24 protein-coding genes and 1 pseudogene are annotated in these 23,723 nt (G+C 40.5%); 22 read left to right on the top strand and 3 right to left on the bottom strand.

The genetic code is table 11. The annotated features are described in order from the left end of the window. Window positions 1-160: 160 nt before the first annotated feature. The 7 genes from MKX52_RS11905 (at window position 161) to MKX52_RS11875 (ending at window position 7,334) form a co-directional block, all read left to right on the top strand. Window positions 161-826 (top strand): O-methyltransferase, encoded by a 666-nt coding sequence (locus MKX52_RS11905; protein WP_012010710.1) that lies wholly within the window; start codon window positions 161-163, stop codon window positions 824-826. Beyond that, entirely contained in the window at window positions 823-1,752 is a 930-nt protein-coding gene (locus tag MKX52_RS11900) for a peptidase U32 family protein (RefSeq protein ID WP_144455784.1), read from the top strand. Before MKX52_RS11905 ends, MKX52_RS11900 begins: the two co-directional genes overlap by 4 nt. Before the next feature lie 20 nt (window positions 1,753-1,772). Then, window positions 1,773-3,041 (top strand): U32 family peptidase, encoded by a 1,269-nt coding sequence (locus MKX52_RS11895; RefSeq protein WP_012010708.1) that lies wholly within the window; start codon window positions 1,773-1,775, stop codon window positions 3,039-3,041. Window positions 3,042-3,048: 7 nt separating this feature from the next. Further along, complete coding sequence (gene udk, locus MKX52_RS11890; protein ID WP_065098502.1) at window positions 3,049-3,681, top strand: uridine kinase; 633 nt, start codon at window positions 3,049-3,051, stop codon at window positions 3,679-3,681. Window positions 3,682-4,334: 653 nt separating this feature from the next. Beyond that, complete coding sequence (gene greA, locus MKX52_RS11885; protein WP_012010706.1) at window positions 4,335-4,808, top strand: transcription elongation factor GreA; 474 nt, start codon at window positions 4,335-4,337, stop codon at window positions 4,806-4,808. A gap of 50 nt (window positions 4,809-4,858) precedes the next feature. Next, a complete protein-coding gene (locus tag MKX52_RS11880) occupies window positions 4,859-6,601 on the top strand; it encodes a penicillin-binding protein 2 (protein ID WP_342490758.1) in 1,743 nt (580 codons plus the stop codon). A 67-nt stretch (window positions 6,602-6,668) separates the two neighbouring features. After that, window positions 6,669-7,334, top strand: a complete 666-nt coding sequence (locus tag MKX52_RS11875; protein WP_342490757.1) for a YrrS family protein — start codon at window positions 6,669-6,671, stop codon at window positions 7,332-7,334. Window positions 7,335-7,369: 35 nt separating this feature from the next. On the opposite strand, the gene MKX52_RS11870 is transcribed toward MKX52_RS11875, so the two are convergent. Continuing rightward, window positions 7,370-7,573, bottom strand: coding sequence for a YrzA family protein (locus MKX52_RS11870; RefSeq protein ID WP_034620637.1), 204 nt, complete (start codon window positions 7,571-7,573; stop codon window positions 7,370-7,372). Window positions 7,574-7,759: 186 nt separating this feature from the next. On the opposite strand from MKX52_RS11870, the gene MKX52_RS11865 reads away from it, so the two are divergent. The 7 genes from MKX52_RS11865 (at window position 7,760) to MKX52_RS11835 (ending at window position 12,438) form a co-directional block, all read left to right on the top strand. Then, complete coding sequence (locus tag MKX52_RS11865; protein WP_342490756.1) at window positions 7,760-8,401, top strand: methyltransferase domain-containing protein; 642 nt, start codon at window positions 7,760-7,762, stop codon at window positions 8,399-8,401. A gap of 15 nt (window positions 8,402-8,416) precedes the next feature. Further along, on the top strand, window positions 8,417-9,112 hold the full coding sequence (mtnN, locus tag MKX52_RS11860; RefSeq protein ID WP_012010702.1) for a 5'-methylthioadenosine/S-adenosylhomocysteine nucleosidase: 696 nt from the start codon (window positions 8,417-8,419) through the stop codon (window positions 9,110-9,112). A 46-nt stretch (window positions 9,113-9,158) separates the two neighbouring features. Further along, window positions 9,159-10,082, top strand: a complete 924-nt coding sequence (locus MKX52_RS11855; protein WP_342490755.1) for a cysteine synthase family protein — start codon at window positions 9,159-9,161, stop codon at window positions 10,080-10,082. Between the two features lies 1 nt (window position 10,083). Continuing rightward, the gene (locus MKX52_RS11850; RefSeq protein ID WP_342490754.1) at window positions 10,084-11,232 is read left to right on the top strand and encodes a bifunctional cystathionine gamma-lyase/homocysteine desulfhydrase; all 1,149 of its coding nucleotides are present in this window, start codon (window positions 10,084-10,086) and stop codon (window positions 11,230-11,232) included. A gap of 72 nt (window positions 11,233-11,304) precedes the next feature. Further along, entirely contained in the window at window positions 11,305-11,535 is a 231-nt protein-coding gene (locus MKX52_RS11845) for a YrhC family protein (RefSeq protein WP_041815772.1), read from the top strand. Window positions 11,536-11,981: 446 nt separating this feature from the next. Then, on the top strand, window positions 11,982-12,116 hold the full coding sequence (locus tag MKX52_RS11840; protein ID WP_342490753.1) for a YrzI family small protein: 135 nt from the start codon (window positions 11,982-11,984) through the stop codon (window positions 12,114-12,116). A gap of 166 nt (window positions 12,117-12,282) precedes the next feature. Beyond that, complete coding sequence (locus MKX52_RS11835) at window positions 12,283-12,438, top strand: hypothetical protein (protein ID WP_224925978.1); 156 nt, start codon at window positions 12,283-12,285, stop codon at window positions 12,436-12,438. Window positions 12,439-12,481: 43 nt separating this feature from the next. On the opposite strand, the pseudogene MKX52_RS11830 reads toward MKX52_RS11835, so the two are convergent. After that, window positions 12,482-12,556 (bottom strand): annotated as a pseudogene (locus MKX52_RS11830) (YjcZ family sporulation protein); the annotation flags it as partial. A 318-nt stretch (window positions 12,557-12,874) separates the two neighbouring features. Between MKX52_RS11830 and MKX52_RS11825 the strand changes: the two are divergent. Both MKX52_RS11825 and fdhA read left to right on the top strand, forming a co-directional pair. Continuing rightward, entirely contained in the window at window positions 12,875-13,477 is a 603-nt protein-coding gene (locus MKX52_RS11825) for a class I SAM-dependent methyltransferase (protein WP_012010697.1), read from the top strand. Between the two features lie 600 nt (window positions 13,478-14,077). Next, complete coding sequence (gene fdhA / locus MKX52_RS11820; RefSeq protein WP_050943691.1) at window positions 14,078-15,292, top strand: formaldehyde dehydrogenase, glutathione-independent; 1,215 nt, start codon at window positions 14,078-14,080, stop codon at window positions 15,290-15,292. 213 nt (window positions 15,293-15,505) lie between these two features. On the opposite strand, the gene MKX52_RS11815 is transcribed toward fdhA, so the two are convergent. Then, window positions 15,506-16,399, bottom strand: coding sequence for a LysR family transcriptional regulator (locus tag MKX52_RS11815; RefSeq protein ID WP_342490752.1), 894 nt, complete (start codon window positions 16,397-16,399; stop codon window positions 15,506-15,508). Between the two features lie 139 nt (window positions 16,400-16,538). Between MKX52_RS11815 and MKX52_RS11810 the strand changes: the two genes are divergently transcribed. From MKX52_RS11810 to MKX52_RS11785, 6 genes are all read left to right on the top strand, one after another. Continuing rightward, window positions 16,539-17,990, top strand: coding sequence for an alanine/glycine:cation symporter family protein (locus MKX52_RS11810; RefSeq protein WP_342490751.1), 1,452 nt, complete (start codon window positions 16,539-16,541; stop codon window positions 17,988-17,990). After that, window positions 17,987-19,150, top strand: coding sequence for an iron-containing alcohol dehydrogenase (locus MKX52_RS11805; protein WP_342490750.1), 1,164 nt, complete (start codon window positions 17,987-17,989; stop codon window positions 19,148-19,150). The genes MKX52_RS11810 and MKX52_RS11805 overlap by 4 nt, the downstream gene beginning before the upstream one ends. A gap of 129 nt (window positions 19,151-19,279) precedes the next feature. Continuing rightward, window positions 19,280-20,029: an SDR family oxidoreductase gene (locus MKX52_RS11800; RefSeq protein WP_342490749.1), complete on the top strand. Its 750-nt coding sequence runs from the start codon at window positions 19,280-19,282 to the stop codon at window positions 20,027-20,029. Window positions 20,030-20,400: 371 nt separating this feature from the next. Further along, window positions 20,401-21,621, top strand: a complete 1,221-nt coding sequence (locus MKX52_RS11795) for an MFS transporter (RefSeq protein WP_342490748.1) — start codon at window positions 20,401-20,403, stop codon at window positions 21,619-21,621. 71 nt (window positions 21,622-21,692) lie between these two features. After that, the gene (locus tag MKX52_RS11790) at window positions 21,693-22,733 is read left to right on the top strand and encodes a 2,3-butanediol dehydrogenase (RefSeq protein WP_012010688.1); all 1,041 of its coding nucleotides are present in this window, start codon (window positions 21,693-21,695) and stop codon (window positions 22,731-22,733) included. Window positions 22,734-22,861: 128 nt separating this feature from the next. Then, the gene (locus tag MKX52_RS11785) at window positions 22,862-23,692 is read left to right on the top strand and encodes a manganese catalase family protein (protein ID WP_012010687.1); all 831 of its coding nucleotides are present in this window, start codon (window positions 22,862-22,864) and stop codon (window positions 23,690-23,692) included. Window positions 23,693-23,723: the final 31 nt, after the last annotated feature.

Raw genomic sequence — 23,723 nt, 5'->3', positions numbered from 1 at the left:
TTTTTTCGTTGGAATATCCATTTTATAGGTTCGCAATTACCACTTCTTTGTGGTAAAATATATCGGGTTGTTTTACTTAGATGAACGAAAGATTGACGAGAAAGAGAGCTGCAACAGGCAGGACTCTTCTTTTTCAGGTCATGAAGGAGCTAGACAAATAATGACTATCGAAGATGATCAAATGAATGATTATATTGAACATTTAATTCACCCAAGTCCTGATGCAATCGCTCAATTAGAGGCATATGCAAAAGAGCATCATGTGCCCATTATGGAAAAGGTGAGCATTGAACTTTTACTGCAGCTACTGTCGATGAAAAAGCCGAAGAAAATTCTTGAGGTTGGGACAGCGATAGGCTACTCCGCCATTCGAATGGCGACAGCTCTACCAGATGCTGAAATTTTTACGATTGAGCGAAACGCAAAACGCTATGAAGAAGCGACACGGAACATTGAGGAATTAAAGTTAAAAGAAAGAATACACGTGTTCTTTGGTGATGCCATGGAATCGGCTAAAACAGTCCAAACAATGGCGCCCTATGATGTGATCTTTATTGATGCCGCAAAAGGGCAGTACAAACGTTTTTTTGAGCTGTTTGAACCGATGCTTGCTCATGACGGAATGATTATTACAGACAACGTATTATTTAAAGGTTTAGTGGCAACGAACTATGAAGAAGAAATAGAAGATAAAAGAAAAAAACAATTAATTGGTAAAATTGATCGATACAATCAATGGCTTATGTCAAACCCCGATTTCCAAACGTGCATTATTCCAGTTGGAGACGGGATCGCCATTAGTACAAAAAGAGGTGACCAATCATGAAAAAACCAGAATTGCTTGTGACGCCAAGCAAGGTGTCAGATGTACTGCCATTAATCGAGGCGGGAGCTGATGCACTCTTAATAGGCGAACAAACATACGGTATTCGTCTTGCAGGCGAGTTTTCAAGAGAAGATGTGAAACAGACGGTTGAGCTTGCACATAAGCATGACAAAAAAGTGTATGTGGCGATGAATGCAATTTTTCATAATGATCGTGTGCAGCTGCTTGGAGATTACTTAACCTTTCTCGATGCATTAAACGTAGATGGCGTCGTCTTTGGAGACCCAGCTGTGATCATGGCCGCTAAAGAAACAGGGGTAAGCCTGAATCTCCACTGGAGTACAGAAACGACTGGGACAAACTATTACACTTGTAACTACTGGGGCAGAAAAGGCGCAACGCGTGCTGTTCTTGCGAAAGAACTGAACATGGACAGTGTCATCGACATCAAAGAAAATGCCGAGGTGGAAATCGAAATTCAAGTCCATGGCATGACATGTATGTTCCAATCAAAGCGTACGCTTATTGGCAACTACTTTGAATATCAGGGCAAACAAATGGACGTCGAAGGCAGAAATATGGAGGAAGGGCTATTCCTTCATGACCAGGAGCGTCAAAACAAATATCCTATTTTCGAGGATGCAAACGGTACTCATATTATGAGTCCAAATGATGTGTGTATGATTGACGAATTAGAAGAATTTGTTGATGCAGGCATCGACTCATTTAAAATTGACGGAATTTTAAAGTCACTTTCTTATATGACAGAAGTGACGTCTCTATATAGAAAAGCAATTGATTTATTAGCAACTGACAAAGACGCGTATGAAGATCAGAAAGAGGACTGGGTGAAGCGGATTGAAGAGATTCAGCCAGTGAATCGTTCGATTGATACAGGGTTCTTCTTTAAAGAAACGGTTTATTAATATAAGAGGAGGCAGAAGAAATGGCACTATTGAAAGATGGTATTTCTGAAATGATTGACGGGAAACGTGTCATTACAAAAAAACCAGAACTGCTTGCACCAGCAGGAAACTTGGAAAAGCTGAAAATTGCTGTACATTACGGAGCAGACGCCGTCTTTATTGGTGGAAAAGAATTTGGACTTCGTTCAAATGCCGATAACTTTTCAATTGAAGAAATGGCTGAAGGTGTCGCATTTGCAAATAGATACGGTGCACGCATCTATGTGACAACGAATATCTTTGCCCACAACGAAAACATGGACGGGCTGGAGGAATACCTTCAAGGGATTGAAGGTGCTGGAGTAGCAGGCATTATCGTGGCTGACCCACTGATCATTGAAACGTGTAAACGTGTCGCACCGAAGCTTGAAGTCCATTTAAGCACCCAGCAATCTCTTTCGAACTGGAAAGCTGTTCAGTTTTGGAAAGAAGAAGGGCTTGAGCGAGTGGTGCTGGCTCGCGAGACTAGTGCGCTAGAAATTAGAGAAATGAAAGAAAAGGTTGATATTGAAATTGAGACGTTCATTCACGGTGCGATGTGTATTGCTTACTCTGGCCGCTGCGTGCTCAGTAACCATATGACGGCAAGAGATTCTAACCGCGGTGGCTGCTGTCAGTCTTGCCGCTGGGATTATGATCTTTATAAACTAGAAGGTTCTGAGGAAGCGCCATTATTTGGAGAGGAAGACGCACCATTTGCGATGAGTCCAAAAGATTTAAAACTGATCGAATCCATTCCTCAAATGATTGAAATGGGAATTGACAGCTTGAAAATCGAAGGGCGTATGAAATCCATTCATTATGTGGCAACGGTCGTGAGTGTGTATCGCAAAGTCATCGACGCCTATTGTGCGGACCCGGACAACTTTGTCATTGAGCAGGAATGGTTAGATGAATTAGATAAATGTGCAAACCGTGACACAGCACCAGCCTTTTTCGAAGGTGTACCAGGAACGGATGAGCAAATGTTTGGCATTCATGGGAAGAAAACGACTTTTGATTTTGCAGGTCTCGTTCTTCATTATGATGAAAAAGAACAAATTGTCACATTGCAGCAGCGTAACTTCTTTAAAGCTGGTGACGAAGTTGAATTTTTCGGCCCAGAAATTGAGAATTTCACATGCAACATTGAGACGATTTGGGATGAAAAAGGAAATGAACTTGATGCCGCTCGTCATCCGCTTCAAATCGTCAAATTCAAGCTCGATCAAAAAGTATACCCTAGCAACATGATGAGAAAGGGGAAATAACAGGCACATGAGGAGTAAACCAGTGGTCATTGGAATTGCTGGCGGCTCGGGTTCAGGTAAAACGAGCGTCACCAATTCAATCTATGAAAAATTTAAAGGACATTCCATCCTCATGCTACAGCAAGATTTATATTACAAAAATCAAAGTCATATGCCATTTGAAGAGCGTCTGCTTACGAACTATGATCATCCGCTCGCATTCGACAATGACCTGATGTTTGAGCATTTGGAACAGCTCTTAAGGTACGAATCCATTGAAAAACCAATATATGATTTCAAGCTCAACACACGTTCAGAAGAAACTGTCCATGTTGAACCAAAGGATGTAATCATCGTTGAAGGCATCTTTGCATTAGAAGACGAACGCCTAAGAGACTTAATGGATATTAAACTGTATGTCGATACAGATGCAGATCTACGCATCATTCGCCGCATTTTACGCGATACGAAAGAAAGAGGCCGTTCAATCGATTCTGTGATTGAACAGTATGTATCTGTTGTCCGACCGATGCATAATCAATTCATTGAACCGACTAAGCGATACGCCGATATCATCATCCCAGAAGGCGGTCAAAACCATGTGGCGATTGACCTCATGGTGACAAAAATTCAAACGATTCTTCAAAGCCGAGCAGAGTAATCGGGGGAGAAGAAAAAGACCTTTACAGTGTAAAGGTCTTTTCAACATCACAATAAAGAGAATAAATACTAATATTTCTCTTGTTTCTAAAAGAAGAAGCTGCTTAAATATGTTAAGTAGTAACACTTTGAATGAAAGATTTGGTATGATAGGAAAACAATGATGTGAAATAGATATAGAAAAATGCCGTTTTCAAGCTGAATATTGAGGTGGTTTCGTTTTTGTAAAAGTATATTAAAAAAACGACAAACAAATCATCACAAATTTTCAAACAATTCTTGATCAAAAAGCAATTTTGTAATAATATAGCATAGACATATCGTACACTGACCATATTATGTATTGGAAGATGGAGAATGGATAAGCTATTCTTCTACATATGATCGAAATGGCGAACGAGGTACAGGAGCTTCCTGTGCCTTTCCACAGTTTGTGCGATGGAGATAGATCATCTTTGGACCACTGATAATGGTTCTGTCTGAAAAAAAGGCATAATAGTTGCATCTAAAAGGGACGCCATGTAAGATGGACTTTTACAAATATGGGACAGAAGGAATGAGGGCCTGAAAAAGTCCTCATTCTTGTATATTTCAGTCGTCACTCACGTGCAGAAAGTATGTATGATGAGGATTAATAGAAGGAGTGAATGATTCATGGCACAAGAGAAAGTATTTCCAATGACAGAAGAAGGAAAACTTAAGTTAGAAGAAGAGCTTGAATATTTGAAAACGGTTAAACGTAAAGAGGTTGTAGAGCGTATTAAAATTGCGAGAAGCTTTGGAGACCTCTCAGAGAACTCGGAATATGATTCTGCTAAAGAAGAGCAAGCGTTTGTAGAAGGGCGTATCACTACGCTTGATAATATGATTCGCAATGCCAAAATTATCGAAGATGAAGGAAACTCAAATATTGTCTCACTTGGTAAAACAGTCACTTTCGTTGAATTACCAGACGGAGAAGAAGAGTCTTACACCATCGTTGGAAGTGCAGAAGCTGATCCGTTTGAAGGAAAAATTTCAAACGATTCACCAATTGCAAAAAGCTTATTAGGCAAACAAGTAGACGACAAAGTAACCGTTCAAACACCAGGCGGAGAAATGTTCGTCCAAATTGTAAAAATTTCGTAATCACGTTTATACGATAACCACCTCGTCCACAATAGGGACGAGGTGTTTTTATGCTAAAAAAACGTAGAATAGTGTGGACCGGTGCTATTATTTTTATGCTGCTGATCGGTCTTCTCATCAGACTGGCAGAAATTCAACTATTTTTCACAGAATCTTTTTCAAAGCTTGATATCAACTTAATACAAGAAAGTGTCAAACAGCGTACAGAAGAAGTGGTCATTTCAGATGGCCGCGGTGAATTTTTAGATCGAAACAGCGAGGCGCTTCTCACAAAAGAACAGCCTGCGGTGATCTTATTTCCTTTCTTGCAATACGATCTTCCTCATTTAAAACAAACTGCCTCTATTCTTGAGATGGAAGAAGATGAACTCAAAAAACAACTGACAGAAAACAAAAAACCTCTCATTCTCAAAGATGACATCACGAAAAAAAAGCTGAAAGACATCAATGATATGAAATATTCAGGTGTGTACGGCGTATATATGAAAGAGAAGGACAAAAAAAGACTTGCCCTCCACACATTAGGTTTCACGAGTGAGAATCCAGAATTGCTCAGAGAGCGTTATCCTGACAAAAAAGAGCTTTCCATCCGTACAGAAATCGGTACTTTTGGGCTGGAAAGTACCTTTGACGAATTTCTATTACCCGAGCAAGACACAAAATTGTTATATCATGTGGACGGAAGGGGAAACCCTTTGTTTGGGATGGACGTCAAATATACAGCAGAGGCTCATTCATTTTATCCTCTTCAAGTTCAAACAACAATTGATGAAAGCATGCAAGCTGAAATGGAGAAGGTACTAAAAGACCAAGGCGTCGCAAAGGGCGGGGCCGTTCTGCTCGACATTGAAAGCAGTAGTGTGCTGGCGATGGCTAGTACACCAAACATCACAAGCAAAAACCGGCATGAAGCAAGAAATTATATGCTGACTGCCATGGCACCAGGCTCGGTCTTTAAAACCGCTGTACTTGCCGCAGCAATCGAAAAAAACCTTGACCAGCCACAAACGATGTATGACTGTCGAAAGAATTTATATGGAGAGCCAGAAGGAACGCAGGAAGTCCTGAATCTGTCTGAGAGCTTTTCACAGAGCTGTAATTATACCTTTGCAACACTTGCTGACAAGCTGATCCAAACAGATGATCAAATCATCGAAAAGACGGCTGCAAAGCTTGGGCTCATTGATCGAGCTGGCTGGGAAGGGGATGTCTATCATAAGAAGCATTTCAAACAGTTTGATCGTGAAGAAACCGGCAATGTGTGGGGAGATAAAAGAGACAAGCATGTCAAAAAAGCCATTGCCCAAACCGCAATAGGACAAAAAAATGTCAAAACAACTCCTTTACAAATGGCCAATATGATGGCGTCGATTGCAAGAGGCGGGGAACGAAAAGAAGTGAAAATCGCTGAAAAAGTGCTGTATCAAAACGGAACAACAATGCTAACCTTTCAAAACAAACGACCAGAAGGAGGCAGTATTGACCGCTATACAGCTCAAAAGCTGCAAAAGTACTTAAGACAGGTGGTGACGTCTGACAAAGGAACAGGAAGAAGGTTTCAAGACCTTCCGTTCGATGTGGCGGGGAAATCAGGCACTGCCCAAACCGGCAGTAAAGATCACAAGGGGAATCCGCTTTATCATAAGTGGTTTGCTGGATATTTTCCGGTGGAAAAACCAAAATACGCTCTAGTCGTTGTTCACCTTGATGAGGCAAGTGGACGGGCTAAGACAAATGATGCGTTTTATGATATTGTAAAAAAGGTCAACGAAATTGAAAAGAAACAGACATAGAACATCCCTTCATGTCATGTTAGAATAGTAACGACTTAGGGAACAGAGGCAAAGGAGTGCAGAGATTTTGAGTAGAAATTCTCGATTTGAACATCGTGATAAGCGCAGAAAGGCGAATATGGTCCTTAACATATTAATTGGTATCGTTGTGGTGCTTATTTTGGTTGTCGCAACGAGTTTATTAATTTTTAATAAACCGAAAGACACAGATGTAGCGGATCCACCTTCTAAAACGGCGCCTGCAACAAGTGAAAATAAACAAAAATCAGATGAAGATGTGAAAGATCAAAAGAAAGACACATCCGATGATTCAGATGCTAAAAAAGATGACTCATCTGATCAAGACGACGATACGAAGAAGTCAGATGATGAAAAAGAGCCTAATAAAGATGCGTTAAAAGGTGCCAAAGAAACAGATGGTGGCAAAACGAGTGACGTAGACAAAACATACGAAAGCGATGACTGGGAGCCTGTAGGAACAGAGCAATCCGGTTCACATACAGCAACCTATGATTCTAATTCAAAAGACTGGAAAGAAATGATGAAAGCCATGTCCTATGCGACGGGAATTTCAGAAGATCAAATGACCGTTATTTGGTTAGGGAATAACGGAGGCCCTCAAGATGCAAAGGGAACCATCCGTGACAAATCAACAGGCGAACGATACCGCGTGGAAATCACATGGGTAGATGAAAAAGGCTGGAAACCTGTAAAGGTGGAGAAATTAAAATAAACAAGAAAAAAAGATAGCAGTCATGCTATCTTTTTTTAGATATTCGCCTTAAAATGAACAACCGCTGTATACAAAATTCGGTCATCGATCACAGTCGTTTGATGACTGACAGAATGAACGGTCAGCAGAATGGCCTGATTATGTTCAATTTGTTTTTGGATCTTTTGTTCAAGTTCTTTTAAAGACGATGCTTCAAAGAATTCAATTTTATCCTTTAGAAAATCCAACTGAAAATCCATTTGATTCACCTCTCCATACTCTTCATTCATCTTAATCTCTCTCCTCTAAAAGAGCAAATATTTTTCTACCCCTCCCAGTATTTTTTAGTAGGAAAGAAACTGAAGATGTGGTAGGATAGGAACTGTTCGACGGATTAAAACATACTATACGCATAGGAATAAATAGATAAAGTGGAGGGAAAGAAAATGGGACGTGAGTTTCTTTCTTTATTTGATCATTGGGCTGACTCTTATGACGACACGGTAAGTGGTCATGATGAGCAGTATGAAGAAGTATTTCGCCGGTATTCGGTGATTTTAAAAGAAATTGTTCACCACTCAGGTCAACATGTTCTTGAATTTGGAAGCGGCACGGGGAATCTAACAGCGGCACTGCTCGCAGCTGATAAGAACGTATTTGGTGTTGAGCCATCAGACGCCATGAAGAAAGCAGCTCTTCAAAAGGGAATACCTGATGTGTTTCATGATGGGGATTTTTTATCATTTCCAGCACCGACATTTGAGCCGGATACGATCGTCAGTTCATATGCTTTCCACCATTTAACGGACGAAGAAAAAAAACAAGCCATTCACACCTATAGCAACATCCTTCACTCAGATGGTAAAATAGTCTTTGCTGATACAATGTTTCAAAATCAATCAGCACATCAAGCTGAAATTGACAAAGCGAAAGCGGCAGGATTTGATCAGCTTGCTGAAGATTTAGAAACGGAATATTATCCATCCATCGATGTGCTAAAGCAAATCTTTGAAGAAGAAGGTTTTAGTACGTCCTTTCATCAAATGAATGATTTTGTTTGGATCGTAGAAGCGAAGAAAAGGGAATGAAAGGATGTTTTTGATTTGAAAATCGCTGTCATAGGTGCAATGGAAGAAGAAGTGACGATATTAAGAGATCAACTAAAGAATGCTACACAAGAAAACATCGCTGGGTGTGAATTCACAACAGGTGTATATGAAGATAAAGAAGTGATTTTATTAAAATCAGGAATTGGAAAAGTGAATGCAGCGGTCAGCACAACACTTCTGCTTGACCGCTTTCAGCCAGATTATGTGATCAATACAGGATCAGCTGGCGGTTTCCATCACACATTAAATGTAGGGGATATTGTGATCTCTACTGACGTTAGACATCATGATGTGGATGTCACGATCTTTAATTACGAATACGGACAAGTACCAGGATTGCCCGCTGCTTTTGTTGCAGACGAAAAGCTTGTGAAGCTGGCAGAGGAATCGGCTTTAGAGATCGATCATATTCAAGTGGCAAAAGGAACGATTGCAACCGGAGATTCATTTATGAATGATCCGAATCGTGTAGCGTTTGTGAGAGAGAAGTTTCCAGAGCTATATGCGGTAGAAATGGAAGCTGCAGCTGTTGCACAAGTTTGCCAGCTCTTTGGAACGCCATTTGTTGTCGTTCGAGCGCTATCTGATATTGCAGGGAAAGAATCCAATGTCTCATTTGATCAATTTCTTGAGCAAGCAGCGATTCACTCAACCGACCTTGTCTTGCGTATGATAAAGCAAACTCAATAAAAGAAGGGGATTCCCCCTTCTTTTCCATACAAAGGAAGGGAATCATATGGCTGTCATAAAGGATATTACAGAATTAATTGGCCGCACACCGCTTTTAAAACTGTCAGGAATCGGCATCCCGGAAGGTGTAGAGGTATATGCGAAGCTTGAAATGATGAATCCGGGTGGAAGTATTAAAGATCGTTTAGGTGATATGCTCATAAGAGAAGCATTGGCATCTGGCAAATTGCGCCCTGGCGGAACCATCATAGAAGCAACTGCTGGAAACACAGGCATTGGGCTTGCTCTCAGTGCAAGAAAACATCAATTGCGTACCATTTTTTGCGTACCAGAACATTTTAGTCAAGAAAAACAACAGCTCATGAAGGCGCTCGGTGCAGAGATCATTCATACACCAAGAAAAGAGGGCATGAAGGGTGCGATTGATCGAGCCCTTGAACTAGAGGCAAGCCTTGACAATGCCTATTGCGTTTTGCAATTCAAAAACCAAGTAAATCCATTGACTTACTATAAAACGCTTGGTCCAGAGTTATGGTCCGACCTGCAAGGAAACATCGATGTATTCGTGGCAGGAGCGGGATCTGGGGGAACTTTTCAAGGGTGTGCTGCCTATTTAAAAGAGCAGCATCCGGCGCTAAAAACAGTTGTTGTCGAACCTGAAGGATCGATTTTAAATGGAGGAGATCCAGGTCCGCATAAAACGGAAGGAATCGGCCTTGAATTTATCCCAGATTATATGGAATCTGCTTTATTCGATGAGATATATACCGTCAGTGATCATGATGCTTTCCACATGGTGAAAGAAGCTGCTGAAAAAGAAGGCGTTCTCATCGGGAGTTCTTCGGGTGCAGCGTTATTTGCCGCTTTAGAAGAAGCGAGGAAGGCAGCACCTGGGACCGTCATCGTCACCATTTTTCCTGATAGCAGTGAAAGGTATTTAAGTAAAGGCATTTATGAGGGAGGAAAATAAAATGAAACGAAAAACAATGATGATACACAGCGGAACAACTGGTGATGAAAAAACGGGCGCTGTGTCTGTACCTATATACCAAGTGAGCACCTATAAGCAGCCGAAAGCAGGCGAACATACAGGGTATGAATATTCAAGAACAGCGAACCCAACAAGAACGGCACTAGAAACCGTTATTCGTGACCTTGAAGGAGGAGCAAACGGCTACGCATTTGGTTCAGGAATGGCTGCCATTACGGCAGTGATGATGCTGTTTAACAGCGGAGATCATATTGTCCTTACAGATGACGTATACGGCGGAACGTACCGCGTCATCACAAAGGTACTCAATCGTATTGGCATTCAAGCGACCTTTGTTGATACAAGTGATCCTGAAGCAGTGAAAAAGGCGATTTTACCTGAAACAAAAGCGGTTTACATTGAATCGCCAACCAATCCTTTACTCAAAATGACTGATCTCAAAGCGATCGGCCAATTGACAAAAGAAGCGAACATCTTAATGATTGTTGATAATACATTTTTCACACCTTATTTCCAAAGACCGATTGAATATGGAGCGGACATTGTTCTGCATAGTGCCACTAAATATTTAGGCGGTCACAGTGATGTCGTAGGTGGGCTTGTTGTAACAGCCAGGGAAGAGCTTGGAGAAGAACTGCATTTTGTTCAAAATTCTACAGGTGGAATTCTTGGACCGCAGGATTCATGGCTTCTCATGAGAGGAATCAAAACACTTGGACTAAGAATGGAAGCACATCAGCAAAATGCGCAGAAAATCGCTGAGTTTTTAGAACAACATCCAGCAGTCACACGTGTTTATTACCCAGGTCTTGATGCTCATCCCGGACATGAACTTGCAAAAACGCAAGCATCAGGCTACGGCGGTATGATCTCTTTTGATATTGGAAAAGAAGAACATGTCGATGTGTTTTTAAGTCAGCTTAAGCTGTTTACGATTGCAGAAAGCCTTGGAGCGGTTGAAAGCTTAATTTCTGTTCCTGCTCGAATGACTCATGCGTCCATTCCAAAAGACCGTCGCGAGGAGCTTGGCATCACTGATGGGTTAATTCGTATATCTGTCGGGATTGAAGATGTGGATGATTTACTGAATGATATGAAGCAGGGACTAAACGCACTAGTGAATGGATAGATTTACATGCCACTACCTTTCTTTTACTATGTTAAGCTATCAATAGACATGTGAAACAGGAAGGTGATTCAAGTGAAGAAAAAGTGGAGTGGTTTAGTGACAGATTACAAGCAGTACGCTTTTATTTTGCTTGCTGTCAGCACCTTTTTATATATTGGTACGATCATACCAAACCAACACATCGAAGCATCTCCGAAAATGCTGATGATGGGAATTGATTGTGTTTTCTTATTAGCAGCTTTTCTTTGTGTGAGACGCGCGATCTTTTTTCAAAAGAAACTGCAAGAACTAGATGAAGATTAATTCGAAAAGTCTCCTCATAACCGTGAGGGGGCTTTTTTGATTGTATTGGACAATTGGACAAGAATTGCTGTAGAAATTTAGTCAAACACACAAAAATCATCTATTTTACTAAAAATAGGTTTACAAAATGGTGCTTGCTGGATATACTAACAAAGTAATTAAAAACGTAAAGGAGGCTGAAGAATATGTTATTCGTATCTACTTGTGAACAATTCAACCACAATTTCATCATGTCATCAGCCTGTGGAAGAGCTCGTGTCCTTCCTTTACCTTATACGGTGCACACGCTTCAAAACTGTTAAAGTAAACGAGGATTTTACGTATCATCCATTGCAGGTTGGAAGACACTGTCTTTTGATCTGCATTTTTGTGTGCCCACAGGTCAACTGACAAAGAAGATCTGCGGGCTATTTCGCGTGCTGCGAACTGAAGGGAGGTGAGCGTATATGACAATCCATTTATTTTTTATCACATTAACGATCCGACGAAAATACAAAGACATTGAAACGGTTCTTTATGAACAACAAGTCGAAACAATTTATGAAGAAATGAAGCAGAAACAACTAAAGTATATGAACTAAAACACGAAAAGAAAAATTGAAAAAGGAGGAGATTGACATGTTTATGATGCTTGCAATGCTTGATTGTTATACGATGGAGAAGGACCAGGTTTAGACACGCTCCACATTGATCATCTGCACATATGATATCCATAAAAGGAGATTGTGAGGTGATCAACGAATGTCGATGTCACCATATATGAGGTTTCCGTCAGTGGGGCACGGATATACATCCATTCCGCATTCTTTAAAGCATGGATACGGTAATCCGTACCGAATGCAACGAGAGCAAGAGGAAATGCTCAGACAATATATGTATCAGTACCGACCTTATTGGTATTAAAGAAAAGGAGCAGGAAACGTTATCGTTTCCTGCTCCTTTTACATTAGCAAATCCAGCTTGCACCGATGATGATCAACAAAATGAACAGTACAACAAGCAATGCGAATCCGCCCGCAAAACCGCCACCGTAACCACCGCAGCCTCCAGCATAACCTCCACCAAAGCCCATAATCTAGCACCACCTTTATCTAATCAAGATACATTCATAAAATATGCAGCTCATGCAGAAAACGAAATCAATCTGAGCACAATTAATGAAAACGCCTATTCAGATTAAAATTTTTTAAAGTTCTGCGAAACATTTTCTGAAAAGGTGCCGTCTAATCAATAACAAATAATTAGGACTAGGTCTTAAAATTTGTTAGGTGAGAGCCGATATGAAAAGTAAGAAAATTCGTAAATAGTTTTATTTACTGGTGCAAAGCAGGTGTTAACATTGATTCAAAGCTGGATTGGAAAACAAATGAGGGAACCAAAAGGCTTGTTCTCAAAATGGGTTGCCCGCTATATGGAAAAAAATCATCATAATATCAATGAATGGACGATTCAACTCTTAAATATACAAGAAAATGACCGGATTTTAGAAATCGGTACTGGAAGAGGCATGACATTATCAAAAGTAGCAGAGAAACTTGATCGTGGTAAAGTATATGGAGTCGATGCCTCTCGTCATATGATCAAATATGCAAAAAGAAAACATAAAAAGCTTGTGGAACAGGATAAAGCCGTCGTGACTCTTGGTAAAGCTGAGCATTTACCTTTTGAAGACAGATCATTCAATAAATTATTTACGGTGCAGACCATTTATTACTTGAAGGATATTGAGCAAGTCATGAAGGAAGTGTACCGCGTTCTTCAAGTGGATGGAGAAGTATACTTATCTTTCCAACAGCAGGAACTGATGAAGGAACAAAAGCGGTCACAATCTTTTTCATCGTATAGTGAACAAGAGATTAGCCGCCTATTTTCAGCGTATCACTTTAGAGAAGTTTCGGTTTATCACTATGATACATACATCTGTATCAAAGCATTAAAATGATGAAAATATTTCCCAGGTAATGAACAAGCATTCAAAAGAGGCTCTTCGTGAGAGGAGCTTCTTTGCGTGTCATTAAATCATGTTTGAACGAATTAAAAAAGTCTCTTCATCAGAAGAGACTTTTCAGCGTGTAGACAAACCCTCGCATTCGTTGTCTGTCCTGCGCTTCGGTGCTCACGAATGTCTAATTCGCTCCGCTCCGATGCTCGTACTTCCTAGACTTCAAAGGTTTTCTATCACGCTGAAAAGAAGACAAAGAGCTAAAATAAAGATCATTTTAGCCCTTTGTCAACAATCTGAAAAGTCTCTTCATCAGAAGAGACTTTTGCATGTCATATAGGCGCCAGCCAGGTGTGTAAGGAATGATAGTATATATAAGGAATTTGTTTGTCGATTAAGGATACCTGTCTGGCTTATTTCTTATATCGACACCGTTCTTCAAAAGTTTAGCTTTTTTTTCAATATTTTCTTTTTTATTTAACTAAAAGAGACATTTTTCGCTTTTTTTAATCAATTGTGCCATTTGAAGCAGGGAATTGCCTCATAAATAGAGAAAATTGTAGAGACTTCATTTTTAAACAAAAAGGGAGGAATGAAAACATGTCGGGAAACAAAGGTGTCGTTTATAAAGGAGCAGGAAATGTAGCAGTTGAGGATATTGGATACCCTGATTTGATTTTAAGAGATGGCCCGGGTGTACCGAAAGCCAATGTGGGGCGCAAATGTGAGCATGGCGTCATTTTAAAAGTAGTGACGACGAATATTTGCGGAAGTGACCAGCACATGGTGAGAGGTCGTACGACTGCGCCGGCAGGACTCGTCCTTGGTCATGAAATTACAGGTGAAGTCGTTGAGGTAGGACGAGATGTGGAGTTTATTCAAAAAGGAGACCTTGTGTCTGTTCCATTTAATATTGCTTGCGGACGATGCGTCATGTGTAAGGAACAAAAAACCCATGTGTGCTTAAATGTAAACCCGGACCGTCCAGGCTCTGCCTATGGATATGTCGATATGGGCGGATGGGTTGGCGGCCAATCCGAGTACGTCATGGTACCATATGCAGATTTCCAGTTGCTGAAATTCCCAGACAAAGATCAAGCGATGGAAAAAATACTTGATCTGACAATGCTTTCCGATATTTTCCCGACAGGTTTTCACGGTGCGTATACGGCTGGAGTAAAACCTGGTTCAACCGTATATATTGCCGGTGCAGGGCCAGTAGGCCTTGCCGCAGCGCATTCCGCTCAGCTCCTTGGCGCTTCTACAGTCATTGTAGGAGATTTGAATGAACAAAGGCTGGAGCAGGCCAGAAGCTTTGGCTGTGAGACGATCAATTTACGAAAACATGATCGAATCGGTGAACAAATCACCAACATCTTAGGAGAGCCAGAAGTAGACTGTGCCGTCGATTGTGTTGGCTTTGAAGCTTCAGGTCATGGAGATCAAGGAGAAGCACCTGCAACCGTTTTAAATACAATTATGGATATTACCAAAGTTGGCGGTAAACTCGGAATCCCAGGACTTTACGTCACAGAAGACCCTGGTGCAGTGGATGCTGATGCAAAAGTTGGATCACTGAAAGTGCGAATTGGACTCGGCTGGGCAAAAGCCCATACCTTTGTGACAGGTCAAACCCCTGTCATGCAATATCACCGCAGTCTAATGAAATCTATTTTAAGCGGACGAGCACAAATCGCCAAAGCAGTGAATGCAACCGTCATTAATCTTGATCAAGCCCCTCAAGGATACAGTGACTTTGATTCAGGTGTAGCGAAGAAATTTGTCATTGACCCGCATGGGATGATTTCTAAATAATGATTCAATGAGAATAACCAAAAAACTTACAGGAATCCTCCTGTAAGTTTTTTGTGTAAATAGACTTTTAAGATTCAGAGGTTTCCTTTCTAAATATAAGAAACAGAACATACACCGCCACTGATTAACATTGTTTAGCTATTTAGAATGGTCAAAATTTTTTCGGAAAGTGTTATAGACGACAAGAAATTTAGTCTAGAACTGATATCTCTGCTACCCGTTTAAAAGGATATAATCCTCTGTTAAATCCACAAATGCCTTTAAAGCAGGGGACATCCATTTGTTTTTATGCCAAAATAGTTGAATCTTCGTTGAGAAACAGGGTTCCATCCAGTTGATTTTGATGATAGTGCCTTCTGCTATTTCCTTTTTTACAGAAATTTCAGGAAGTACAGCGATTCCTAAGCCTGTCATTACACATTTTTTTATGGCTTCTACATCTGCTAATTCTAGTTTACTTCTTGGTTTTGCACCTGCCTGTGTTAATGAGTGTTCGAAAGCGTAGCGATAATCACATTCTTCAGTTAACAACAATCGTTGCTCGTTTAAATCAATGGGATATACTTTTTGTTTTTTGCTCAAAGGATTTGTTGGGCAGCATACAATGGTCATCGGTTCATCTTTTAATTCTTTTACAAGTAAATGTGAGGATACTACAGGATTCATGGATAATAAGGCGACATCAATTTGTCCTTCAAGTAATAGAGTTAAAACATCCTTTTCCGCTATTCCTGGGCGGAAGATCAGTTCCACTTTTGGATACTTCGTTTGAAAGTCCATTAAAATATGAGGAAGCCGGTAGGTACATTGTGTTTCAGATGCACATATTCTCAAAATGCCGCTTGGCTCATTCATCCCACCAACAGCCTCTAATGCTTCCCCTGTTAAGCCTAAAATTTTATCTGTATAATGTTGAAATTGTCTGCCAGCTTCTGTTAAGATCACCCTTTTTCCAAGCCTTTCAAATAGAGGCGTTCCTAGCTCTTCTTCCAATGCTACAATATTTGCTGTGATGCTAGATTGAGCATAACCAAGCATTTGTGCAGTTTTTGTAAAGTTTAATACTTTTGATGCTGTTTGGAACATCATCAGTTGTTTGATCTCCAACTTCAAACCTCCCTAAATCGGATGAGCCGATTGATACAATCAGAAAACTTCTATAGATAGATCATAACATTTTCACTATCATAAAAGTAAGCGCTTGCAATATTTTGTTATTTCAAATATTCAGATGTACAAAGGGGAGATGGCTTTGTTTGAAGTGATGGTCAATTCAGTGAATGATTTTTTATGGACATATATTTTAGTATTCATGTTAATAGGCATAGGAATCTACTTTACAGTGAGAATGAAATTGATGCAAATTATCTTACTAAAAGAGATTTTCCGTTCTATTTTTGAAAAAGCACCCAAAACCAAAAAGGGAAGTCATGAAATTTCATCTATGCAAGCTTTTTTTATTGGAGCTGCTACAAGAATTGGTACTGGAAATATGGCAGGTGTTGCGATTGCTATTACTGTTGGTGGTCCTGGAGCTATTTTCTGGATGTGGTTTGCAGCCGTTTTAGGAGGAGCCTCTGCATTTGTCGAAAGTACACTGGCACAAATTTATAAGGTGAGAACAAATGACGGATTTAAAGGAGGCCCTGGTTACTATATTCAAAAGCAATTCGGATTGAAATGGCCAAGTAGGATTTTTGCCTTTTCTGTTATTCTTAGTTTCGGCTTAATTTTTAACGCTGTACAAACGAATACAATTACAAATGCCTTTCAGTATTCATTTGGGATCAGTCCGATTGCCATGGGGTTATTTGTCACAATTTTTACAGCTTGCATTATTTTTGGTGGTGTGAAGCGAATTGCTAATTTTACACAAATCATTGTGCCAATTATGTCGGCATTTTATATCATTTTAGCACTTTATGTGATTGTCACAAATATCGGTGCTGTACCCGCAGCATTAGCAAGTATTATGAAAAGTGCATTTGGATTAGAGCAAATCGTTGGCGGCGGGATTGGTGCTGCGATAATGAACGGTGTAAAACGGGGGCTCTTTTCAAATGAAGCAGGAATGGGTAGTGCACCAAACGCTGCTGCTGCCGCCAATGTTTCGCATCCAGTAAAACAAGGATTTGTTCAATTGTTAGGTGTGTTTTTTGACACATTAGTGGTTTGTAGCTGTACAGCCTTTATTATTATGCTATCGACAGTAGAAACAGCAGGTGAATTATCTGGTATTGAAATTACACAAGCCGCAATGGCACAGCATTTTGGATCTTGGGCTAGTATTTTCTTAGCATTTGCTATATTTACTTTTGCTTTTAGTTCTATTGTAGGAGGCTACTATTATGGTGAAGCCAATATCGGTTTTATCCATAACAGTGTAACAGCGTTATTGACGTATCGAATCTTGGTATTATTGATGATCATGTTTGGAGCTGTGGCCAACTTACAAATCGTTTGGACGTTGGCGGACTTGTCGATGGCCATTATGGCAATCGTCAATTTGATTGCAATTGCTATCCTAGGAAAATATGCTTTTGCCGCTTTAGAAGATTATATTCAACAAAGGCTGTTAGGTAAAAATCCAGTCTTTTATGCATCTAGCATACCAGGTTTAAAAGAAATAGAGTGGTGGGGAGCAGAAAAACAAACGGCTCACTCAATAAACTTAAATGAAGGAGTAGAAAAATCATGAGGAATTTTGAATATCATTGCCAAACAAACATAATGATGGGGACTGGTCAGTCAAAAGAAATTGGATCTATAGTAGAGGATCTTGTATTGCCAGGTGCCAAAGTGATAATTGTGACAGATTCTGGTGTGAGAAACGCAGGGCTCGTTCAGCCTATTGAAGCGTATTTGCAGGAAGCAGGTTATTCAGTATTTGTATTTGATCAAGTATCTCCAAACCCTAGAGATAATGAATGTCTAGCTGGTGCAGAGCTTTTTAGAAAAGAACAAGCATCAGCGGTTATTGCGATTGGTGGCGGAAGTCCAATGGATACGGCGAAAGCAATTGCTTTATTAGGTCCAAATGGCGGCATTCCTGAAGATTATATATCAGGGAAGAAAGCATATGCTAATCTATCTCCACTAATTTGTATTCCAACAACGGCTGGTACTGGCTCTGAGGTAACACGTTCATCTGTCATCACGTTAGCTGCTTCACATAAAAAAATCACATTAAAACATGCCTTGCTTCGGCCAACCATTGCGATTTTAGACCCAGCTCTTACATTAACGGTGCCAAAAAGCATAACAGCTGCAACAGGCGTTGATGCATTGGTACATGCTATTGAAGGCTATTCTTGTAAAGTAACAAATCCTATTTCAAAAGCAATGGGTGCAAGTGCAATGGAGACCATTGTAAAATACTTACCGGCAGCATTTGAAGATGGCTCTGATCTAGAAGCAAGATATAAAATGCAAGAAGGTAGTTTACTAGCCGGCTTATGCTTCGGTTCAGCTGATGTCGCGGCCGTTCATTGCTTAGCAGAAGCCCTTGGCAGTCTTTATGATACACCTCATGGTATCGCAAACGCGGTATTTTTGCCTTATGTCATGCAATTCAATGCAGCTGAAAATAAGGTGTTACACGCAGAGCTTGCCAAAATCATGAGCTTTGCAGATAAAACGGATTCAGATGATGTGGCGATTCAAAAATTAATTGATGGCATGTATACTTTTACAAAAAAATTAGGTATTCCAGCACTAAAAGATTTATCTCATGTAAAAGAAGAAGATTTTGAAAAAATGGCTGAATTAGCAGAACAAAACGGCTCTACATCAAGCAATGTTCGTACCGTTACGAAAGCCGACTACTTAGACATTTTAAAAGCTGCTTTTGATCAATGAATTCCAAAGAAACACCCTCCTATGACACGACCACTTGGAGGGTGTTCTTTTATGTTTCATGTGGCTATGTCTCGTCTATATAAGAGTGGTATGATGACAACATCTGATGGAGAAAGGATGGGATAAACGATGAACTTTCACAATAAAACAGTCGTCATCACAGGTGCAGCCAATGGAATTGGTGAAATGATCGCTTGGGGCTATGCAAAAGAAGGAGCGCGAGTGGTGCTTGCAGATATAGATGAAGAGAAGGGGAAGCGATTGGAGGAAGAGCTAAAAAAAGGATCGTTAGAAGCTTATTTTAAGAAAACAGATGTGACGCAAGAAACGGATATTCAGCACTTAATGTCGTTTGCGGTGGAGCGCTGTAAAACGATTGATATTCTCATTAATAATGCTGGTGTCATGTGTACTGTATCGCCTTATGAATTAACGGTCGATGAGTGGGATCGTGTGTTACAAACGAACCTAAGAGGGACTTTTTTATGTGCAAGAGAAGCAGCACGTTATATAAAAGAAAATCCAAAAGGCGGTTCTATTGTGAACATTTCATCTACCCGCGCGACCATGTCAGAGCCAAATACAGAAGCATATGCTGCATCAAAAGGTGGAATATCTGCGCTGACTCATGCCTTAGCGACTTCTTTTAGTCCGGATCATATCACGGTGAATAGCATTTCCCCTGGATGGATTGAAACGAAGGATGAGAAGAATCTTCGAGAGATCGACCATCAGCAGCATCTTTCCAATCGAGTCGGCACGCCAAAGGATATTGTGAAGGCCTGCTTTTATTTAACCGATGAGGACAATCAATTTGTGACTGGCACAGATTTAATTGTTGATGGTGGCATGACCAGAAAAATGATCTATGCTGATTAGCTTGAAAAAAACGTTGACGCTTTGATCAAGGCGCAGTACAATATGTAACAATTCAGCTGAAGATCGTGATGAAATAAAGACATAGCGCTAATAGAGAAGAGTACATCATGAACCGTCCCGCACAGAGAACTCCGTAAAGCTGAGAAGGAGCCGGGCAGCATGTTGGAACCAAGCCTCTTAGCTCTGCACCGGATTCCTTCGGATGGTGGTGCGGCGACATTCTCCCGTTACAGAGATGGGTTCATGATGACCTGCTAAGGTTCATTTGGCAACAGATGAATAAACTGAGGTGGCAACGCGGAGTAAATCCCGTCCTCAAGACAGAAATGTCTTGGGGGCGGGATTTTTTATGGCAAATAGGGGGAAAAGTGATGAAAAAACATTGGCGGGATATGAGTTTGCTACTTGGAGCCATCGGAATTGCGAACATAGGAGAATGGATTTATATGATTGCGCTCCATCTACTCATTTTTCAAGAAACAGGCTCTGTGCTTGCTGTAACGGCTATCTATATGATGAGACCAGTTGCTTCTCTTTTGACAAACAGCTGGTCTGGCAGTTTGATTGACAGGCTGAATCAGCGGAAAGTGATGATCAGCTTAGATATCAGCCGGGCAATCTTGATCGCATGTATACCCTTTGCGTTATTTTCAGGGTATCTGCTTACCTTGTATGTAATCGTATTTCTTATTCAAATGGCACAAGCGATGTTTCATCCGGCTTCGATGGTCTATATGACGGGATTGATCCCGGCGGATAATCGAAAAAGATTTAATGCCATTCGTTCATTATTACAATCGGGTGGGTTTTTACTTGGTCCCGCTGTAGCAGGTCTGCTTTTTTTAATCGGAACTCCTGTTTTTTCAATTTATATCAATGCAATTTGTCTATTAGTATCTGCTCTGTTCACGACGTGTTTACCGAATTTGCTCAAACAAGATGCTAACCAAAAGGGCTTTACCCTTTCAATGTTAAAAGAGGATGCGAAGCTTGTTCTCCGGTTTAGTTTGACATCACGCCAGATTATGACGGTGTATTTGTTATTTAGTGCTGCTATCACGGTACTTCCTACTGCGATTGATTCTCTTGAAACAGCCTTTGCAAAAGAAGTGCTACTGCTGACTGATACACAATATGGTCTTCTTGTTAGTATAGCTGGGGCAGGTATTATCGCAGGCGCAGGTCTTAATTCGGTGATTGTGGAAAAGCTGCCTGTTTCGATCATGCTCGGGGTTGGTAGTTTGTTTGTGGCATGTGGCTATCTCATTTATGCTTTTTCCAGCACATTGTTTGCGGCCGCTGTTGGATTTTTTATATTAGCATTCTTTTTAGCTTTTGCGAACACAGGTTTTATGACTTTCTATCAAACGAATATCCCGGTAGAGGTGATGGGGCGGGTAGCGAGTTTTTACGCTTTGGTGGAAGCCATTCTGACGATCATGATGACAGGGTTCTCTGGTGGACTTGCACATGTTTTATCAATCAGAACCTCCGTTGTCATCGGTAGTCTATGTATGCTTCTTGTCTGTTTATTGCTATGTTTTGTCATCTTTCGTCCATTGACTGGCAAAAAGATAGTGCATCCTACTTAGAAAATTAAAAAAATTATGTTATAATTATTTAAGTAAGTTAAATGAAATTGATGAGAAAAGGAGTCTTACACATGAAAGCACTACGCTGGCACGATCAAAAGGACATTCGACTAGAGGAAATTGATGAACCAAAAGTTGCTCCAGGAAAAGTGAAACTTAAAGTGAAATGGTGCGGCATTTGTGGTAGTGATTTACATGAATATCTAGGAGGACCTATCTTCATTCCAGTGAATGAACCTCATCCACTGACAAAAGAAAAAGCACCTATTACACTGGGGCATGAATTTTCTGGTGAGGTTGTTGAAGTAGGAGAAGACGTGAGCAATTACAAAGTAGGCGACCGAGTGGTTGTTGAGCCTATTTTTGCAACTCACGGACATCAAGGCGCTTACAACTTAGATGAAAACATGGGCTTTTTAGGACTTGCCGGAGGCGGCGGTGGATTCTCTGAATATGTATCTGTCGATGAAGAATTACTTCATTTATTACCAGACGAAATTTCATATGAGCAAGGGGCACTTGTAGAGCCTTCAGCAGTTGCTCTATATGCAGTTCGTTCTAGTAAAGTACAAGCTGGCGATACAGCGGCTGTATTTGGATGCGGACCAATTGGCTTACTTGTTATTGAAGCATTAAAAGCAGCTGGTGCTACTGATATTTACGCAGTAGAATTATCTAAAGAACGCCAAGAAAAAGCGAAAGAGCTTGGAGCGATCATTGTTGATCCTTCTCAATATGAAGATGTTGTTCAAGAAATTGCACGCCGTACAAATGGTGGCGTCGATGTTTCTTTTGAAGTGACAGGTGTACCTGTTGTATTGAAGCAAGCAATCCAATCAACTAGAATTTCAGGTGAAACAGTCATTGTGAGTATTTGGGAAAAAGGCGCAGAAATTTTGCCAAATGACATTGTCATTAAAGAACGTACAGTCAAAGGAATTATCGGCTACAGAGACGTATTCCCATCTGTATTAAACTTAATGAGAAAAGGCTATTTCTCTGCAGATACGCTCGTCACGAAGAAAATCAAGTTGGACGATGTAATCGAAGATGGTTTCCATGCTTTAATCAATGAAAAAGATCAAGTGAAAATTTTAGTTAGTGCTGAATAAGTAAGATAACAAAGGGAATGGCAGAAGCCATTCCCTTTTTTTATGCACATGACAGCTCCTTTTCATAAAAAAGCCTGCGATTGAATAGTGATAATTGAAAAGATGTTTTTGATAAGGGAGATGACATCATGTTTTATCACATCAAAGAATTGCAATATGAAGCAAAGCCCTCAAAGCCTGATCCACTTTACGCGAAGAAGCTACAAGAAGTATTAGGCGGACAGTATGGAGAAATTAGTGTCATGATGCAATATTTATTTCAAGGCTTTAATTGTCGAGCAGATCAAAAATACAGAGATTTATTGTTTGACATAGGGACAGAGGAAATTGGTCATGTGGAAATGCTGGCGACGATGATCGCACGTTTACTAGATAAAGCACCAGTTAAAGAACAAGAACAGGCGTACGAAAGTGATCCAGCACTTGCAGCTGTTATGGGTGGTATGAATCCTCAGCATGCAATTGTTGCCGGTTTAGGAGCCATGGCAGCGGATAGTCAAGGATATCCGTGGAATGCAAAGTATATCATTGCAAGCGGAAATTTAATGGCTGACTTTAGAGCCAATTTAAATGCAGAATCACAAGGGAGACTTCAGGTCACAAGGCTCTACGAAATGACCGATGATCGAGGCGTGAAAGATATGCTCTCTTTCCTTATTGCTCGTGATACATATCATCAAAATATGTGGATTGCGGCGATTAAAGAATTAGAAGAACGAGAGGGGGATGTCGTCGTACCAACCACCTTCCCGCGCTCACTAGAAAAACAGCAAGTGTCCTATGATCTGTTTAATTTCTCAAGAGGGGAAGCAAGTAAGGAAGGCAGATGGGCACATGGCCGAAGCATGGATGGGAAAGGGGAGTTTAGATATATTTCTGCACCCGTCGTGTTTGGTTCTGCACCAAAACTAAAACCCGCACCAAAGGAACTGTTTAACACACCGAAAAAAGGCGAATAAAAAAAGTCGATCAGGATTTGAGCCTGATCGG

The sequence above is a fragment of the Bacillus sp. FSL R5-0422 genome (genome assembly GCF_038610765.1).
GTDB lineage: Bacteria > Bacillota > Bacilli > Bacillales > Bacillaceae > Bacillus > Bacillus pumilus_O.
This window is presented reverse-complemented; position numbering and strand designations above follow the sequence as displayed.